Source organism: Dysgonomonas sp. 37-18 (assembly GCF_001899125.1).
GTDB lineage: Bacteria > Bacteroidota > Bacteroidia > Bacteroidales > Dysgonomonadaceae > Dysgonomonas.
Genome location: NZ_MKVC01000047.1, coordinates 20028 through 37475 on the forward strand (window position 1 = coordinate 20028; position 17448 = coordinate 37475).

General features: G+C 41.9%; 23 protein-coding genes. 12 read left to right on the forward strand and 11 right to left on the reverse strand.

Annotation, left to right across the window (positions count from 1 at the left end):
* The first annotated feature begins 22 nt into the window (after positions 1-22).
* The 7 genes from BGO84_RS17215 to BGO84_RS17245 all read left to right on the forward strand — a co-directional run bounded on the left by BGO84_RS17215 (position 23) and on the right by BGO84_RS17245 (position 7117).
* A complete protein-coding gene (locus tag BGO84_RS17215; protein ID WP_139822889.1) occupies positions 23-445 on the forward strand; it encodes a hypothetical protein in 423 nt (140 codons plus the stop codon).
* Positions 446-495: 50 nt separating this feature from the next.
* On the forward strand, positions 496-2367 hold the full coding sequence (locus BGO84_RS17220; RefSeq protein ID WP_085535641.1) for a cation-translocating P-type ATPase: 1872 nt from the start codon (positions 496-498) through the stop codon (positions 2365-2367).
* A gap of 338 nt (positions 2368-2705) precedes the next feature.
* Positions 2706-3167, forward strand: a complete 462-nt coding sequence (locus BGO84_RS17225) for a YqaA family protein (RefSeq protein ID WP_085535640.1) — start codon at positions 2706-2708, stop codon at positions 3165-3167.
* Positions 3168-3234: 67 nt separating this feature from the next.
* Positions 3235-4080 carry an RteC domain-containing protein gene (locus BGO84_RS17230; protein WP_085535639.1) on the forward strand — a complete coding sequence of 282 codons (846 nt, stop codon included), beginning with the start codon at positions 3235-3237 and terminating at the stop codon, positions 4078-4080.
* A gap of 352 nt (positions 4081-4432) precedes the next feature.
* Positions 4433-4792, forward strand: a complete 360-nt coding sequence (locus BGO84_RS17235) for a helix-turn-helix domain-containing protein (protein WP_085535638.1) — start codon at positions 4433-4435, stop codon at positions 4790-4792.
* On the forward strand, positions 4755-6803 hold the full coding sequence (locus tag BGO84_RS17240; protein WP_085535637.1) for a bifunctional DNA primase/helicase: 2049 nt from the start codon (positions 4755-4757) through the stop codon (positions 6801-6803). The genes BGO84_RS17235 and BGO84_RS17240 overlap by 38 nt, the downstream gene beginning before the upstream one ends.
* Positions 6804-6814: 11 nt before the next feature.
* The gene (locus BGO84_RS17245; RefSeq protein ID WP_085535636.1) at positions 6815-7117 is read left to right on the forward strand and encodes a helix-turn-helix domain-containing protein; all 303 of its coding nucleotides are present in this window, start codon (positions 6815-6817) and stop codon (positions 7115-7117) included.
* A gap of 12 nt (positions 7118-7129) precedes the next feature.
* On the opposite strand, the gene BGO84_RS17250 is transcribed toward BGO84_RS17245, so the two are convergent.
* Both BGO84_RS17250 and BGO84_RS17255 read right to left on the reverse strand, forming a co-directional pair.
* Positions 7130-7258: a hypothetical protein gene (locus BGO84_RS17250; RefSeq protein ID WP_291031050.1), complete on the reverse strand. Its 129-nt coding sequence runs from the start codon at positions 7256-7258 to the stop codon at positions 7130-7132.
* A complete protein-coding gene (locus BGO84_RS17255) occupies positions 7255-7530 on the reverse strand; it encodes a hypothetical protein (RefSeq protein ID WP_085535986.1) in 276 nt (91 codons plus the stop codon). Before BGO84_RS17255 ends, BGO84_RS17250 begins: the two co-directional genes overlap by 4 nt.
* Positions 7531-7868: 338 nt before the next feature.
* Here BGO84_RS17255 and BGO84_RS17260 point away from each other — a divergent pair, with 338 nt between their 5' ends.
* From BGO84_RS17260 to BGO84_RS17280, 5 genes are all read left to right on the forward strand, one after another.
* Entirely contained in the window at positions 7869-8126 is a 258-nt protein-coding gene (locus tag BGO84_RS17260; RefSeq protein WP_085535634.1) for a hypothetical protein, read from the forward strand.
* Positions 8127-8137: 11 nt separating this feature from the next.
* On the forward strand, positions 8138-8353 hold the full coding sequence (locus BGO84_RS17265) for a hypothetical protein (RefSeq protein ID WP_085535633.1): 216 nt from the start codon (positions 8138-8140) through the stop codon (positions 8351-8353).
* A gap of 130 nt (positions 8354-8483) precedes the next feature.
* Positions 8484-8681: a DUF3873 family protein gene (locus BGO84_RS17270; protein WP_245832403.1), complete on the forward strand. Its 198-nt coding sequence runs from the start codon at positions 8484-8486 to the stop codon at positions 8679-8681.
* A gap of 4 nt (positions 8682-8685) precedes the next feature.
* The gene (locus tag BGO84_RS17275) at positions 8686-8916 is read left to right on the forward strand and encodes a hypothetical protein (RefSeq protein ID WP_085535632.1); all 231 of its coding nucleotides are present in this window, start codon (positions 8686-8688) and stop codon (positions 8914-8916) included.
* 12 nt (positions 8917-8928) lie between these two features.
* The gene (locus tag BGO84_RS17280; RefSeq protein WP_085535631.1) at positions 8929-9543 is read left to right on the forward strand and encodes a hypothetical protein; all 615 of its coding nucleotides are present in this window, start codon (positions 8929-8931) and stop codon (positions 9541-9543) included.
* 103 nt (positions 9544-9646) lie between these two features.
* On the opposite strand, the gene BGO84_RS17285 is transcribed toward BGO84_RS17280, so the two are convergent.
* From BGO84_RS17285 to BGO84_RS17325, 9 genes are all read right to left on the reverse strand, one after another.
* The gene (locus tag BGO84_RS17285; protein WP_085535630.1) at positions 9647-11404 is read right to left on the reverse strand and encodes a hypothetical protein; all 1758 of its coding nucleotides are present in this window, start codon (positions 11402-11404) and stop codon (positions 9647-9649) included.
* A gap of 137 nt (positions 11405-11541) precedes the next feature.
* Complete coding sequence (locus BGO84_RS17290; RefSeq protein ID WP_291031053.1) at positions 11542-12087, reverse strand: TraQ conjugal transfer family protein; 546 nt, start codon at positions 12085-12087, stop codon at positions 11542-11544.
* Entirely contained in the window at positions 11984-12568 is a 585-nt protein-coding gene (locus BGO84_RS17295; protein WP_085535628.1) for a conjugal transfer protein TraO, read from the reverse strand. The genes BGO84_RS17290 and BGO84_RS17295 overlap by 104 nt, the downstream gene beginning before the upstream one ends.
* 1 nt (position 12569) lies before the next feature.
* Positions 12570-13490 (reverse strand): conjugative transposon protein TraN, encoded by a 921-nt coding sequence (traN, locus tag BGO84_RS17300; protein WP_085535627.1) that lies wholly within the window; start codon positions 13488-13490, stop codon positions 12570-12572.
* Between the two features lie 24 nt (positions 13491-13514).
* Complete coding sequence (gene traM, locus BGO84_RS17305) at positions 13515-14837, reverse strand: conjugative transposon protein TraM (protein ID WP_085535626.1); 1323 nt, start codon at positions 14835-14837, stop codon at positions 13515-13517.
* Entirely contained in the window at positions 14809-15105 is a 297-nt protein-coding gene (locus BGO84_RS17310) for a TraL conjugative transposon family protein (protein WP_085535625.1), read from the reverse strand. Before BGO84_RS17310 ends, traM begins: the two co-directional genes overlap by 29 nt.
* A 12-nt stretch (positions 15106-15117) precedes the next feature.
* Entirely contained in the window at positions 15118-15741 is a 624-nt protein-coding gene (gene traK, locus BGO84_RS17315) for a conjugative transposon protein TraK (RefSeq protein ID WP_085535624.1), read from the reverse strand.
* Between the two features lie 40 nt (positions 15742-15781).
* The gene (gene traJ, locus BGO84_RS17320; protein WP_085535623.1) at positions 15782-16795 is read right to left on the reverse strand and encodes a conjugative transposon protein TraJ; all 1014 of its coding nucleotides are present in this window, start codon (positions 16793-16795) and stop codon (positions 15782-15784) included.
* 18 nt (positions 16796-16813) lie between these two features.
* Positions 16814-17443, reverse strand: a complete 630-nt coding sequence (locus BGO84_RS17325) for a DUF4141 domain-containing protein (protein ID WP_085535622.1) — start codon at positions 17441-17443, stop codon at positions 16814-16816.
* Positions 17444-17448: the final 5 nt, after the last annotated feature.

Here is a 17448-nt window from a genome sequence, read left to right on the forward strand (position 1 = left end):
AATGATGTGTATGCACAGTAAAATGAAATTGTACAAAGAAAACAAGCTGTTGCTTGTTTTGGCAGGGATATTAGTTCTTGCTCATGCTGTTATACCCCATACGCATCATTTCAGTTTCTTTTCATCCGTAGTCGATCTGTTGGGAGAGGATTTTAAGGAACAATTTGAACACCATAATCCAACAACAGATAAAACAAAAGAATGCTATTGTAGCTATCGGTTTGATTATTCTGATTCAGATGATACAACAGGGCTACATCTTAAAAAAACGAATGACAAGAAAGAATATGTCCTGGATTATCAACCATCTTACATGGTTGATAATCCACCGGACATAACTTGCGAAACGAAGTTACTTTCATTATTTAATCCCAATGTTGCATTCAACTATACTGACTGTATAGTGCTTTTTGTGGGGCTTAGAGCACCACCCTTTGTTTGTTAGACACATCGCTTTTTATCAAATCAATGTTTAACGAACAAATAAAAATTAAAATGAAAAAAATATTTAGTTTTCTCGAAAGTCTTCCGATGACAATAGTAGGAGGTGTTTTCCTTGCCATAAGTTTAGTGTTGTTATTGACAGACACAAAAATGCTCATCGATCCCGCGTGGGTAACTGTTTTTATATGCGGATTACCGCTACTGTATCTCGCTCTTACCCGTTTGATTTTTCAACGGTGGGTATCATCTGCTTTGTTAATATCTATCGCGATGGTTGCTGCTATTGCCATAGGCGAACTTTTTGCCGCAGGCGAAGTAGCTTTCATCATGGCTATCGGTGCTTTGCTCGAAGAACGGGCGGCAGGCAGAGCCAGAAAAGGCATCAGCAAACTGTTGAACCTTGCTCCGCAGAAAGGACGGCGCATTATTACGGTTGATGGCAACATCACGGAAGAAATCGTTCCTGTGGAAGAAATACACAGGGATGATTTATTACGTGTATTTCCAGGAGAAACAATTCCTGTCGATGGAAAAATTGTTTTTGGGAACACTTCCATAGACCAATCCATTATGACGGGAGAGTCTTTGCCGGTGGATAAGAGTATCGGCGATGATGTATTCTGCGGAACGATCAATCGCTTCGGCTCTATCGACATCGAAGCGACTAAAGTGGGCAAAGATTCTTCACTCCAAAAGATGGTCGATATGGTAAAATCCGCCGAGAATAAAAAGGCTCCGATGGAACGCATCGTCGATAAATGGGCTACATGGCTTGTTCCTATCGCTCTGCTGATCGCTATATTGGCTTATTTCTTCACAGGCGATATTGTCCGTGCGGTAACTGTACTGGTTGTTTTTTGTCCCTGTGCATTGGTCTTGGCTACTCCTACGTCTGTAATTGCAGCCATCGGGCAGGCAACCAAGCATGGTGTACTCATTAAATCGGGCGAAGCATTGGAAGCAATGGGTAAGGTGAATAGCGTTACATTCGATAAAACCGGAACACTTACTTACGGCAAGTTAGAAATTAGTGACCTGCTTATGTTTTCAGACGATATGAATGAGCGGGATTTACTATCCCTTATTGCTTCTGCCGAGTTGCGGTCTGAACATCCATTGGGAAAAGCCGTCGTAAAATATGCACGGGATAAAGGTATTGATGTGAGGGAGCCTTCCACATTTGAAATGATACCGGGTAAGGGGCTGAAAGCCGTTATTGACGAACACGAAGTAATATGCAGCAACACTGCATTACTACAAGAAAACGGAATCCAAATAGAAGATAAAGTAACAGATTCTTTACAGAATATACGTCAGGAAGGCAAGGCTTCAATCTTAGTTGCTTTAAATGGAAAGTGCGTAGGTCTTGTCGCCTTATCCGATGTCATTCGTCCCGATGCAAAAGAGATGGTGGGCAAACTGCAAAAGATGGGTACGGAAGTAATCCTGCTGACGGGCGATAACAAGCAAGCTGCCTCCTATTTTGCAGAACAGGCGGGAATAGATACCATTTATGCCGAACTACTTCCCGGACAGAAAGTAGAGCAGATTGAAATACTACAGCAAGAAGGACGAAAAGTTTGTATGATAGGCGACGGTGTTAATGATGCTCCGGCTCTTAAAACTGCTGATGTCGGTGTGGCAATGGGAAGTATGGGCAGCGATATCGCCATTGAAGCTGCTGATATTGCGCTGATGGGCGATGAAATATCAAAGATACCGTATCTCAAAAAGTTATCTAACTCCACTTTGAGCACGATAAAATTCAATATAACCCTTTCGATGGTTATCAATTTCGTGGCGATAGGCATGTCGCTTATGGGATGGTTAAACCCGATTACCGGAGCATTGGTACATAATGCAGGTTCCGTACTGGTTGTATTGAATGCAGCATTGTTGTACGACAGGAAATTGAAGTATTGATTTCATTAAATGGGCGCCACTGCTGGTAAATAGCATTTTCCCAACCTTTGTGTCAATGTTTTTCTAAACAGCGACACAAAGGCTATTTACTTATAGCTGTTTAGCTGTAATTATCAAGGTTTCTTCGTTTGACGCCAAGTAGGCGGTTTACAGAATGCGAAATAGGTGCAGCGAAAACAAGTGCCTATTCCTTATTTTAGGCGAAAAACCCAACCTGATTTTCGGAATTGCTTTACTGATAATGATAGCGGGGACGGATAGGAAGGTTGCAAACTAATAACATCGAAGTTAGGGGAACTTCAATTTAGAGTAAAATAAAGGATGATGAACTGTATATAATGGAATTACTTGGTGACTGGGGTTATTTAGGTTTGTTTTTGGGCTGCTTTTTGGCAGCAACCATCATTCCCTTTAGTTCAGATGCATTATTTGTATCCGCACTGGCTCTTGACGGCAGCATTCCATTGACTTTGTTTTGGGGCGTTTCTGGCAACTGGTTAGGCGGATTAGTTACCTACTGGATGGGCTATGTTGGCAAATGGGAATGGATTGAGAAATGGTTCAGGGTAAAACCTGAAACGCTTGAAAAGCAAAAAAAGAGAGTGAATAAATACGGTAGTTGGCTTGCGCTTTTGACTTGGATTCCTATAATCGGGGATGTTTTTGCATTGGCATTGGGTTTTTACCGCACTAATTTTTATTCATCCGCTTTCTTTATGCTTATAGGTAAACTGGTTCGGTTTGTCTTGATAATTATTGTTTTTGTGTATTTTAAAGTCGAATTGGATTGGTTTGTTTAAGTTGATATGTTGCAATATTTAGGATAATCATGTCTAAATAATTGTTGGATAAATATATAGTAGTTAAATGAGAAAGAAAATAGACAAAATAACGGAGCAGTTGAATACTCAATTTCAGGCGATTGACATGTCGGAAATGAGTATTTTGAAAAAAGCAGAAGAATCAGTTTTGCTGCTGGAGACTGCCTTTGAACAGTTGAAAAACTTTATATATGGCTATACTTTTGAAAGTGAAGCGGAAGAAATACACTTCTTTAAAGAAGTAAAGCCAAAGATATTTCACAAGTTAATCTATTACCGCAAGATTTACAATTTTGAAGCCATGCGCCCAAACGGTAGCATCAGCGTTCAGAAAAATTACATAGAAAAAGAACTTGACCATCTGAAATATGTATTTGATAAGAACATAGATTTCTACAAATATTATCGTTCGGAAAGTACGCATTTAGACAGATACTATTTTCTGCGCGGCAAGCCCGATATACAAATGATGTTGGAAACATTTTACTTTGAACGCGACCCGAAGTTTTCCACTTCGTGCGATTTCAAAGTCGCAAAGATTTTGGCAAACGAGTTATTGCGTATCTATTTCAATGAAGAACTCATGGCATTAGAGCATCCGCAACACCCGCAATCCGATTGTTATACATCGCTTAAAGCAAAGGAAACGTGGACACGCAACAAAACAGACCTTGTAGAGTTGATATATGCCATTTGCGAAGCCGATTGTTTCAATTTCGGACGAATATCACGAATACGTCTGACTGAATACTTTGAAAATGTGTTTAATATTGATTTGGGCGATGTATATCACACCTACCTTACCCTTCGTGGGCGCGTAAACCGCACTCAATTCTTAGACGAGTTGAAAGACAAATTGATTGCAAAAATGGATAAAGACGATAGTAAGTAGTAAAATTGGGCAATTACCAAGTTCCCAATTTGACTATTTGGCAATATTGATTTTTCAATTGGCTGTAATTCAACGGATTGCTAAAGCATTTTTGCCAAGTATAGTACCAAGTTTTCACATATAGATTTTGATAATTTAAGCCTCAAAACGTCCGTTTTTGAGGCTTTTTTTATGTCATTTTGTGGCAAAAAGCACCACTACCAAGTTTTACATAGCACATTCTCAAAAGTTTTGATTTTAAAATCCTTTACTGATAAGCATTTCATCGCTATTAAAAAAAATAGTTGTACCAACTTGGACGTTCAAAATTTGCAATCCACCGACATTTGCAGCAATTCAAACAGTTATTGCTATGGATGTTATCACTATCGAATCACAAGCGTATAAAGATTTAGTGGCAAAAATCAATTCGATTGCCAAGTTCGTAGTCGAACACCAGTCAACAGATGCCACCGACCCCGACGAAGAATGGGTGGACAGTTACGAGGTTTGCACTTTTCTCGCAATCAGCGAACGCACGCTGCAACGCTTGCGCTCACAAGGTAAGATTTCCTACTCGCTCATATCGGGCAAAACCTACTATACCATTGCGGAAATCAAACGAATGCTGAATGAAAAACGCATCCGCAGCAACGAAGAAGCACTTCAAAACTTAATCAACAATCACCAACAATATGTTCAACAAAGAAGAATTGCTAAGGCGAACAAATAACGGTTTGGACGTTTTCAAACACTATATTCCGGGACAATGGCGAATCGGACGGAACTTCTTGAATCCGTTGTACGATGACAGCAAAGCATCGTGTAACGTGTTTTTTGACCGTCGCAACGGCTGTTACCGTATCAAAGATTTTGGTAACGACGATTTCAGTGGCGATTGTTTCTTTTTCGTAGGAAAACTGAAAGGCTTGGATTGCCGGAACTCAAAAGACTTTGTAGAGATACTGCAAATTATCAATCGGGACTTATCGCTGAATTTAGATGATGGCGACACTTCGTTCGTGGTTTCAGTTTCACCAGTTATGAAGCCAGTTGCGAAAGAGGAACAGCCAATTGAACCAAAGAAAAGTAAGCCATACAGCACCATTCAGCAAAACTTCACATCCAAAGAGTTGGCGTTTTGGCAACAATACGGCATCACTTCTGAAATACTGAAAGCCTACAAAGTCGTTTCCCTAAAAGAATTTAAGAGCGAGAATAGCGAAGGTAAACCTTTCTTTTTTACTTCATCGGAACAAGAACCAATATTCGGATACCTTGGTAAACGGCATGTAAAAATCTACCGTCCGGTTTCTGAAATACGCTTCCTGTATGGCGGAAACTTTGGTGAAAATTATTGTTTTGGACTGGAACAACTGCCCGCCAAAGGCGATACGCTGTTCATTACAGGTGGCGAGAAAGACGTGCTTTCCTTGGCTTCACGTGGCTTTCATGCAATCTGTTTCAATTCGGAAACGGCTACCATTCCAACAAGCATCATCCGCAAACTATCACACCGCTTCAAACATATCGTTTTACTCTACGATACGGATAAAACGGGTTTGGATGCTTCGGCGAAGCACCAACAGCAATTGGCTGAATTTGGCGTAAAACGGCTCGTTTTACCGCTTGCGGGAACAAAAACAGAGAAAGATATATCTGATTATTTCAAAGCAGAAAATACCCGCGAAAACTTTATCGGGTTGTTCATCGAATTTTTGGACACACTTTATAGCGAAACTATGGCAATTCTAAAGCCGTGTGAGATTGACTTCAATAATCCGCCAATCAAAGCAGAAATGATAATATCTATTAATGATGTCCCATTGGGGACGGAAGGCAACCTGTTCGGCATAACGGGTGGTGAAGGAACGGGAAAAAGTAACTATGTAGGGAGCCTGATTGCCGGAGCCATCCGTAACGCCGACTTTTCAATCGACACTTTGGGAACAACCATTAATGTGGACGGGAAGAACAAAGCCGTATTACTCTACGATACAGAGCAATCAGAAACGCAACTGTACAAGAACATTTCCAATATTTTGAGAAGAAGCCGTCAGGATAAAATGCCCGACTACTTCAAAGCCTACTGCCTGACAAGCATGTCGCGCAAAGAACGCTTACAAGCCATTGTTCAAAGCATGGATAAATTCTACTACCAGTATGGCGGTATTCAAATGGTCGTTATCGACGGCATTGCCGATTTGGTACGTTGCGCCAACGACGAAGCCGAAAGTGTGGGAATCATCGACGAACTCTACCGATTGGCAGGCATCTACAAAACCTGTATCGTATGTGTACTTCACTTTATTCCCAACGGCATGAAACTACGTGGGCATTTGGGTTCAGAACTGCAACGCAAGGCGGCTGCCATCCTTTCCATCGAAAAGGATGAAGACCCAAATATCTCGGTTATCAAAGCCCTGAAAGTTCGTGACGGTAGCCCGTTGGACGTTCCGTTGATTCAGTTCGCATGGAACAAGGAACTGGCGATGCACACATACATCGGCGAAAAAACGAAGGAAGAAAAGGAAAAACGCAAGGAAAGCGAATTGGTGAGCGTTGCCCGTGGCATCTTTGGCAAGCAACGGCATTGCACCTATGTGGACTTATGCGAGCAAATCCAAGCGATATTGGACGTGAAAGAACGCACAGCCAAAAGCTATATCAAATTCATGCGGGACAAGGAAATCATTCTGAAAGACCCGTCCAATGTAAGTTATTTCATACTCGGTCATATTTAAAATCAAATACCATGTTTATAGATAAAAATAATTTCGAGGCGTGGATGAAACGCATTATGGATAGGCTCGATATGCTTGAAAACCGCATTACCAAAAAGGAAAAGGTACGCCACCGACTTAACGGCGAACTGTTGTTGGACAATCAGGACTTATGTTTTATGCTGAATATCTCAAAACGTACCTTGCAGCGTTACCGAAGTTCGGGGCAATTGCCGTTTAAGCGTATCGAGCAGAAAACGTACTATCTGGAATCGGATGTACATAAGTTTATCCGTGAGCATTTTAATGACGGGCGACTTCCCGGCAAGAAGTAATTCACAGAGCCGCTACCCAAGCGGCTTTTTCATACCTGCCTGCGATACACTTTTCCGTTCCCGTGCCGTACACTTCAAAGAGAATCTCGGCGAGAAAGCAAGCGTACATGCGGCGGCTGTACCCTTGCAACGGAATTTCATTCATTGGGATTAAACGTTTCGTTGGTACGCGGAACGTCTGGCAATTGCTCATCCAACGACCTGCGAAAACGGACACAGCCTTCCATAAACTGCGGCCAGTCGGGAACCGAAAGTTTCGGGTCATATTTTTCAGGAAGTAAATTCCACAACTGCGGATGAAACCAACACAAATCATGTCCGCTGCTATCGCGGTGTTTACGAATACCTTGCCGTAATTTTTTGACTTCTTCGACAAGTTCGTCATGGGTCATATTTTTCAAATCTTCATCCATAATTTCTTGCATTATTGGTTTATACTATAAACAGACAAACACAAACCTTTGTTTGTGCGGTCTTATTTTCAATTACAATTACCGTTCCTTTCCCACGCTTCCCATTGTCTGTAATGCTGTCGGGATTCGGTATTTGTTATCATTCGGCAAAGGTGCTTACGGGTTCTGAACAGGCAGTAAAGTTCGAGCCTGCGGTTGCCACAAAAATTCTTCCTCTTTCCCTTCGGGCGAGCGTAATTTTTGCGCAAAACTTGACAACCCTAAACCCTTCACCGTGCTTGCCTATGAAACAAAAATGACCGACCCGACCGATGACGCATATAAAAAAAGTCAGCACGATGAAGAACGGTAAACATAACGTGAAACAAAAATTCCCTCGCCTCTCAAATCTACATATAATTTGGCGGTGGACGAAGCGGATAGCAGTTGTGGGATTGCTTGTGGCATTGGTTGCGAACTACGGAACAGGCAGTTGCTTGGCAGTTGTAGCAGGTTTCCTGATTGTCCGTGCATTGATACGGTTAGCGTTTCGGATTATAGTAATGTTGGTTTCCATCGCTTTGTTATTGCTGATTTTGGGTTTAATCATTTTATAAATCAAAAGAATATGAAAGAGTTTGAAGTAAAGACACGCTTCATTTTTGAGGGCGTTTTTAAGGTAAAAGCCGAAACAAGGCAACAGGCAGCCGAATACGTACAAAAACATTGCGGGTTGGTTATCGGGGGTGATATTCATTCCACGTTGCCTGATGACGATATAGATTGGGATTTTAATGTACATCCCGAAAAGGAAATCAAAGGAATTAAGCAAACATCTAAATAATAGCATCATGGAAACAGTAGCAAAATGTATGTACTATTTACCTGCGAATTACAGTAATTGTGCGACCTGCAAAGTCGGCGGATATTGTCACGGGCAATGTGCGAACTACACACCCGAAGAAACGGAATCCATTACTAAAAACGGTGTTAGCACCACCACCGAAAAGGGACAGGAACAGTATGTGAAATGTGTATTAGGTGCATTTCGGGGTAAAGAATATTTCCAATACGACTACCGACACACAGACGGCGAACTGTTTTCAACGGTTGCCGAAACGTTGGAAAAATGCAGAGAACGGCGGGACGAATGGTTAAACAAAAAAGCATAAGGATATGAAAACAAACGAAAGAAATAAAACTACCCGACTTTATGCCCATACCATTGAATACTGGTGGGAATGGTCGGATTACCAAGCAGAATACGAGGAATACGAGCATCCATTATCGGATTCGGATATAGAGCATATTTGCAACATGCTTGCGGAAGATTGTGTACAGGGGCAGTTGTGCAGCATTGCCCCCGATGATACGGAAATTTACGGTTGGTGGAAAATTCAAAAGTAAAACGCTAAAATCATGGACTACAAAAATCTATCGAAATTTGAAAAGTTGGCAGAATTTCAAACTGCCAACTTTTGGCGGGGCGAACGACATTTTGCTGCCGTTTACCTAAAGGCGGTATGGCTCAATGATAAAGCGGTAATGGACGAATACGAGCGGTTTGGCGACCGCCCGTATCAGTTTATCACCAACAAACGGGCGTATGACAGAGGTTTACTGTTTGGCTTTGACGGCAAGCAACTGGATGAACACGGATGGTTGCAACGTCCCGAATTTTTGGAACAGGAAGAAATTCCGTTTACCGTAAAGGACAAACCGTATTCCTCAAACTACCTGCAAATTGGGCGAGGTAAAAACGGCAAATGGACGTATTCGGTCAGTTGCTCAACAGGCAATGCAAGCAGTTCAAGCGGTTTGAGTATTTGGGGTAAAGTGATGGACAGCCGAAAGGATTGTTTAAAAGAGGGTTTAAAAGAAATGTTACTGCATCACCAACTCGCAGCCGAGCGACTGAAGGATGACACTTGCGGCAATTTCAACGCCAAATTTTCGTGTGAAATCGTTCGGCAAGTGAAAGATATGTTTGATGAACTGACGGGCAGAAAAGCAGTGCAATTGTCATTCTTTTGACCTTTAGAATTATTTATATGGGCGAGAAACCGCCCGCTACTTTCTTTCTTGACGTGAGCGGAAAAAGAAAGTAGCAAAGAAACCAGTTTAAATCGTTTTTGAATTACTTAAAGATATTCAATATCATCTGCTTAATTGTTCCATTCTCTAATTTTAGGCCTAATGGTTTCGACACATCTTGTCCCTCTATTAAATGCAAAGAGGTATTGTAAATTATTCCGAGCAGAAAATAAGTTTCAGGGATATGAACTCCAATTGTTTGAGCGAAATGAAGTTTATTTTTTGTTCCATTTACTTCTTCAATAAAGATTCGTTTATTTTCTTTGTCCGGGATATTATCGTAAACTAATTTCTCTATTTGTATTCTTACTCCAAAACATATCGCCAGAGGGTCGAAGGTATTATCTTCAAATAAATATCTTCTAATCTCGCGAGATATCTTTTTTAAAAACATTTCGGGCTTAGCCCAATCCATATTTAAACTAAGTGTTTTAAACTCATTTGTCAAATCGATTTGAGAAATATCTGGATGAAAGTGAAAAAAATAAGCATCAACATTATCCTGAATGCTTGGGTCTGCTCTCTTATATATCAGTTTAAGTATTTGCTGGTTAGACTTAACGTTGATGTCTTTTATGTAATTGACTTTGATTTTACTATCATTAAAGCAAAAATGATTAAAAAACAGAGGGTCTAAATGTGTCAATAAGATGGGAAATATTCTTTTCTTGCATCTTTTCATGTCATCAATGAAAGTGGAAATATAATATTGAAATGTTATCAAATTTGCGTCATCCATGTAATCGAATATTTCATCAATTATTAAAATGCAATCCTTTTTCTTGAAATTACGTCTTGATTTTAATAACAATGCTATGAATGTCAAAATGTCTCTTTGTCCATTAGAAATTTCGTGGGCCTTAGGCCAATAAACAATAAGGCTATTTCTTTCTTCTTTAGGTTTTATATCAAATCTATCTTTTACAGGATTAAAAGAATCTATAGTTTGAGTATAGTCGTCTTTCTCATCGAGGTAATAGAGATATTTGCAAGCCTTCTTGAAATTTGCACCTAAGTTATTTCTTATAGTTAATATTTGCCAAGTCGCTAGAAATAAATCGACATCATTTGTTATTTCCCTGAATCTAAATGAAGCGATAATATCAGAAAGTTTTTGATATTCATCTAGTGCTTGAATTGCAGGTAAAACATTTATCCTTATCCAGTTTTTTATATTATCTCCTGTTCCAGTTTGCTGGTTAATCTGTATAATAGTATTATTAAGTGTCGTTTGATAATTTCTGAGACTAAATCTTGTGAAATCTATCTCATTTTCGATTCTATGAAATAATGCTCCGCATCCAAAAATATTCGAAATATTATTTAGTATTTTATTCCCATTTGCTCCAAAGGATGTTTTAATAGAGCCAGAAGAATAATTAAAGCCAATCTTTGAAGGAATCGTTGGGACTAATACAGTTGGGACAATATCAAGTGAAGTTTTAGCAAAAGTCCTTCCTCCAAAAGACTGAACTTTGGACTTTGGCTCTGTTTGATTATTTATGACAAATACATCAAAATGATCTAATATAGTATTTTGAGTATCATCTGCAATAAGTGTTAACCCTGTACTTAATGTAAGTGAAAGAATAGGTCTGTGTGCTGCTGATTTTTTATGATGATTTTTCTCATCCAATTCTATTTTGTTACTCCTTAAAGAATCAAAAGCAACTGCAAATGAACTTTTCCCAAATCCATTAGGTGCTACCAATATATTAGGTTTATTTGGAACAAGGTCTAACCTAAATAGCTTATTTCTTATTCCTTTTACATTTGTAATTTCAATAGATTGAATTTGCATATTATATAGTTTAATAAATGCCACATTTTGCGTGCAAAGCTACAACTTAATTAATATATAGCGCAATTATCTTCCTGTTATTTAGCAGGAAAGCCCCCGACAAATGCCGAGGGCTTTCCAAAACCAAACTCAAAATTCTATTTCAGCCCCTCATCCGTCCGCTTACCCGTAAACGTAAGCGTATATTCCATCCGTTTCCCGAAGTTATCTTCAAACACAAAATCCAATTGGGCTTGTTCTTCCGCCATGTTGGTATAAATCAGCACAAAATCATCGGAAGCGATGGGCTGAAAGCGGTTCATCGGGATGGATTTTCCTTTGCTGTCTGTCAGCGTTCCCGTTCCCTCACTTTGGAAGTACCGGAATTTATACGCCGTTCCTTCGTAATGCCCTTCTCGGACAATCGAAAACTCTAAGGCAACTGTTTCGCCCTTTTGCAGCGACTTCGGAAGCGGCAACGTTTCAACAGAAAATCTGTAATCCTGCTTAATATCCAAATCGTCGCTACAGGCACAGACTATTGCCGACAGCAATAGCGTGTATAAAATGGTTGATGCAAATCGTTTCATATTCGTTGTTTTAATTGATGATAAACTTAATTCCCACGCCGATTTGCGTGTTGAACTTTCCGACCGTTGAACCCCACAGTATCCGTTCCCGGACGTTGAACATGAGTGCGGCAAAATCCGTCAGGTAGATTTCCGTTTCGAGCGTCAGCGCACCGCCGTAGATGAACGCATCAGCGTTTTGGATGGTCGCCCCGTCGGGCAGCAACTTATCGTTCCAGTTGATGGTTTCGTAACCCGCCATGCCCGACACACCGAGCGACAGAAAGAACGTTTTACTACCATCCGACAGAAAGTTCAGGTAGTAGCCACCTTCGCCCGTAATTTGCGCCAACGGCAATCGCAAGTCGTTGTACAAATACTGCTTTTGCAGGTATTCGCCACCAAATAGCCAGTGATGCCCTTGCTTGGTATAGGACGACATCGCCGCGCCGAAATGGAAGCCAAAACCGTCGCTTTTGGTATCGAAGTTGAATCCATTGACTGTTCCGCCAGTGAGTTGAATGCCCTTTTGCGAGGGCAAACGGCGTTGTGCCTGCGCTTGGTTTTGAACAACCAGGCACAGCATCAACGCAAGTAAAAATGTTACTTTTTTCATCTTACTTCACTTTTAGTTCGTTAATCACTTCGGCACGTATCAAATCGCTGTTTTCGATAATGAAGGTCTGATGCCGCCCGCCGTTCTTTTCAAAGAGTTCCACCACCAGTTGCTTGCCGTCGGGAATCGTAAACTTATCCATTGCAAACACGCTGCGTTCCGAACGTTTACCCAACACCTGCGTTACGTTGTGGTAGGCGCGGACTGGATAAATGACTGTTTCCTGAATGGCAGTACGCTTGGCAACCTTTTTATCGACGATTTTCCAACGGATAAAATCAATGTCAAACGGCACGTTCGAGGCGTTCTTAGTTTGCGTATGGAAATACATTAATCCGTTGTGCGTATAAATTCCTTTCAAAAAATACTGGATACCGAAGCGTTTGCAGCCTATGTGCTTTACCTTACGCTTATCGCTTTGGTAGATGGATTTCATGATAATTTGCACGACTTTGGGCGATTCGTTACCCAATTCTTTCAGGTAAATTTCTAAAGAATTGTTCGGGCGGTTCACTGCTTCGCCATCGTGCATAAAATCTTTCATTTCGACATTCAACTTTTCGGGTTCGTCGGCATACCGAACGTTGAAGGCATAAAAACTGCCTTCGTCGGTGATGACTGAAAAGTTGGTTTCCGTTTCAAAGTTTTTCACGGCGGCTTTTACACGGACAACGTTTTCCGAGCCGTCCGCTTTTCCTGCGATGATGTTGGTTGAACCCAAATCCACATAGCGCACGTTGGCGGGAAAAATAATGTGGACGGTTTTATCGAACGTAACTTCTAAGCCATACGGCGGAATCATTCTGTCATACGTGATTTTACGGGTAAACCCGTCGTAGAAGTCGCCCGAAGACGGTTTGTTTTGTGCGTTTGCTGTACATGCAATTACCACGAAGGCAATCATTAAAAAATACTGTTTCATTACTTTTGGATTTTAGTGGTTTATTTATTTTTCGTTAGGTAACAGAAAAACTCTGTACCCTGCTTTGAGATTGACTTTTACTTCTCTTAATTTTTTGGAAACGAACTGCGAGGTTCCCTGAATCAGTCCACGCCCCAAGTCGGCAGCCAACTGCTGACCCGCATCGCTTGTCAGGCTGATGCTCGTTCCGGCACTCGCGCCCATGTTGGCAACAATTTCCTTGGCAGCGTTGACTTCGGCAGTATTCGGAATGAAAACACCTTGCTGTCCATCGGTATCATACACCATGATTTGCACGGAAATAATCGAACCCTCGTATTCCAATGAATTGATAATAACATCAAGCCGTTCGCCTTGGATTTTGCCCATTCCTGTAATCAGGGTATTTCGTGGAATAAGGATATTGCCCGCTTTCATGGGTTCGAGCAAACGAAGGCGGACGCTCTGTCCGTTCAAAATCGTTTGTTCATCGTGTACACAAGCGGTAATGGTATTCTTGGCTTCCGCTTGCTTTTCAGCAGTCGCCGTTAAAAATCCCATATTTCGGGGCTGACTGAACGCCTTTACAATGTCGGCACTACTCATATCCTGTTGTAATGCCGACACCGTGCGTTCCGTTACTTGCGACACGGGAACCACCTGCGTTTTACCTGATGCGTTGCGCGAATTGGTTTGTCCGGACGAAGCAGGTTGTCCGTTGGCTTCCATTGATTGTCCCTGCATTTGCGGCATGTACTTCGCTGCAATTTGGTAAGATTTTTCCATCAACGCCATTTGTTCGTCCACCGAGTTTTTCTTGCTTTCACTTTCAGCCATTTTTGCCTTAATTTCTTCCAGTTCCTTTACCAAGCGTTCCTTTTCAGGGTCGTCTTTCGGACTTTCGTAGAAATTTCCAAGCGTTCGATTAATGTCCTTATAGGCGGAAACGGAAGTTTGAATGGACGATGGTCGTTGCTTTTGCGACGTGTAGCCACCCGATTTTTGTGCAGTTGGTTCGTTATCCATTAACACCAAATCGCTTGACGGTTTTTCTTTTTCACCGCCCAACATGTCGGCAAAATCCTGTAACGAACGCATTTTCTCGTTCTTTTTTTGGTTCATCCTTTCGTCTTCGTAGGCGCTTTCTTTATCGCCGATAATGCCTTCTTCCTTGGGCATTGGGATATTGGCATTAAAGCCTTGCGTGGCTTCCGTCTTCGCTTTTTCATCCGCCGACGGGGCGAAAATCAGCCACAGGCAAGCCCCGAAAATCACGACCATCAAAGCGAAGATGGCGTACTTCTTCATCTTCTGCTTTTGTTCGGGCGTAAGCGTTTGCTTACTGTCCGTTTGATTGTTCTCGCTCATACTTTTGCTGTTTTAAATGGTTAATACTGTCGTTGGAATATTGCAGTTCCAATCGTTTCATGTGCTCAATTTCCAAATACTTTTGCTCTGCATCGCGCTTGCCGATGTTGTAAATGGAACTGACGGTCATGTAAATGGACAGGCTGCCGAAGATGACGCAAAACGCCAAAATGGTTATCAGCCGCCGTTCAGGCGACATTCCGCCGCATACACGGCGAAGCCCGTCTTCTATCCAATCCCTAAATCTGTTTACTTGTTTCTTTATCATACATTGTAAATTTTAGCGGTCAATGACTCGTAAATCCCTGTTTTCAACGATTTCAAAGGCTTCCATGATAAAGCCGTGCGGGTTGTTATCACTTCGTACCGAGTTAATAAGATTACAACGCGTTACTAAACTTCGCTCGGTGATATTGCTTTCACGGATTATCATTTGCCTTGCATACGTAGCCACTTTGTACGGGTACGAATCAAAATTGCACTGCACACTATCCACGGCAATGGTTTGATTGATATTCCCACTGATTATGCGGTTGTAGTAACCTTTTTCCGTCAGGTCTTTGTAGTAGCCGAAAGCACTTTTATCAACCAAAAACAGGGCGCGTTTGATATTGCTTTCGATGGCATTCTTATCTGGCGACAGCGTGAAAAAGAGTTCGTGGAAACGCTTGATGTGTTCGCGAGCTTCCACAGGTCTGTTTTGTGACAAGTCCTGCGAAAGTGCGAGCATCAACGATTTCCCGCCATCCAGTACGTAGATTTTCTGCCGCTGTGCTTCGGCGAAACTGTACGAGTTCCAAAGGGCATACCCGACAATTCCCGCGCACAGGCAGACAAACACGATTCCGAAGAACCGTATTTGTTTGAAGGATGTTTCGATGTTTTTTAATGATTTAAATTCCATACATTTTCTGTTTTATGAATAAATAATTGCCAGCGGTGGCTCACCGCCCCATTAATTTTCCTGATATGTTTCCCGTAACCGAACCTGCCGCAGCCCCCGCAGCACCGCCCGCTTTCATGGCAGCAGCGTTGACGTTGCGCCCGTAGTTACCCATTCCGCCCGCCGAAATAATCCAATTCGATACCGTCGGAATCGTGAAGTAGCCGACAATGCCAATCAGCATAAAGATGATATACACCGTATTGGATGAATCAATGGAAAAGTTGGGGTTGTTCTGCAATTCGGAAATATCGTTTTGCAGCATGAGGACTTGGATTTTTGCCAGTATGCAACTGAACAAATCCGATACGGGTAGCCACAGATACACGCTGATGTAGCGCGTTATCCATTGTGTCATGGTCGATTGAAAGCCATCATAGACGCTTATCGCAAAGGCGAGCGGGCCAAGAATGGCTAAGACAATCAGGAAGAACGTTCGTATCGTGTCGATGACTAATGCGGCGGCTTGAAACAGTATTTCTAAAAGTTCCCTGAACCAGTCGCGGATGGACTTTTTCAGGCTATACATCCCGCGCTCGACATACATTCCCGTCACTACCATTAAGTCAGAAGGCGACCATCCGAGTTCGTCCAGTTGGCGGTCAAATTCTTCATTGCTGACGAGATAAGCAGTTTCAGGGTTGCGCATCATGGCTTCATATTCCAGTTGGTCTTTTTGGCGGCGATACTCGTTCATATCAAATGTTTGCGTTTGCAACATTTGGTTACAGCCTTTTACAACGGGCGACATCACGGTATTAATCGTTCCCAACACAAAAGTTGGGAAGAACATAATACAAAGCCCGATTGCAAACGGTCGTAAGAGCGGATAGACATCAATAGGTTCGGCGCGGGATAACGATTGCCACACACGGGTGGCAACGTAGAACAACGCACCCAATCCCGCAATCCCTTTGGCTACCCCCGCCATGTTACCGCACAGGGGCATCATTTCGGTGTAGAGGTTTCGCAGAATTTGGTGCAGGTTGTCGAAATCAACGGCTAATAGTACCATAATGAGTTGATTTTAGGGTTACCAATAGCGTTCGTCAGCCGTTCCGTACAAGGACATCACTCGGTCAGTATCACCCTTCTTTTGCGCTCGCAGGTAAGAAATGGAAATATTCTTACGAGTATAGTAGGATACGAGATTGCGATGTTGCACCAGTCGGTCATGCACGTAGTTAATGATGTCCATGCGCTCGGCATCGGTCATCGAAAGTCCGTTGACGTTAACCACGTCTTTGAGTTCCAAAATCATATCCGCGCTTTGTTGCAGCAACTTCGTATAGCCGAAGGCAATCGCCGTCAATTCTTCGATGCGGAAGTTCGGGTCAGCCATCATCTTTTGAAAATTATTGACGTAGATGTCGGAAATTTCGCCGACCATGAGAATGGTATTTCTCACTTTCTTGGCATCCTGTAATAAATTGTGTACGGCTTTCAACTTGTCATAATACTCTTTACCTTGGTCATAGACCTTTTTCACTTCCTGAAAATTTTTAATCATGTTGGCAGCCGTCGATGACGTTTGAACAATCTGATTAGCAGTATTTACGATACTGGTGGCAATGTTTGCAGGGTCGGTAACGACAAACTGCGCTTTGCTTGAAAGGCTGCATACGGTAAGTAGTACAGCCAAAAGAAAAAATTTAGTTTTCATTTTTT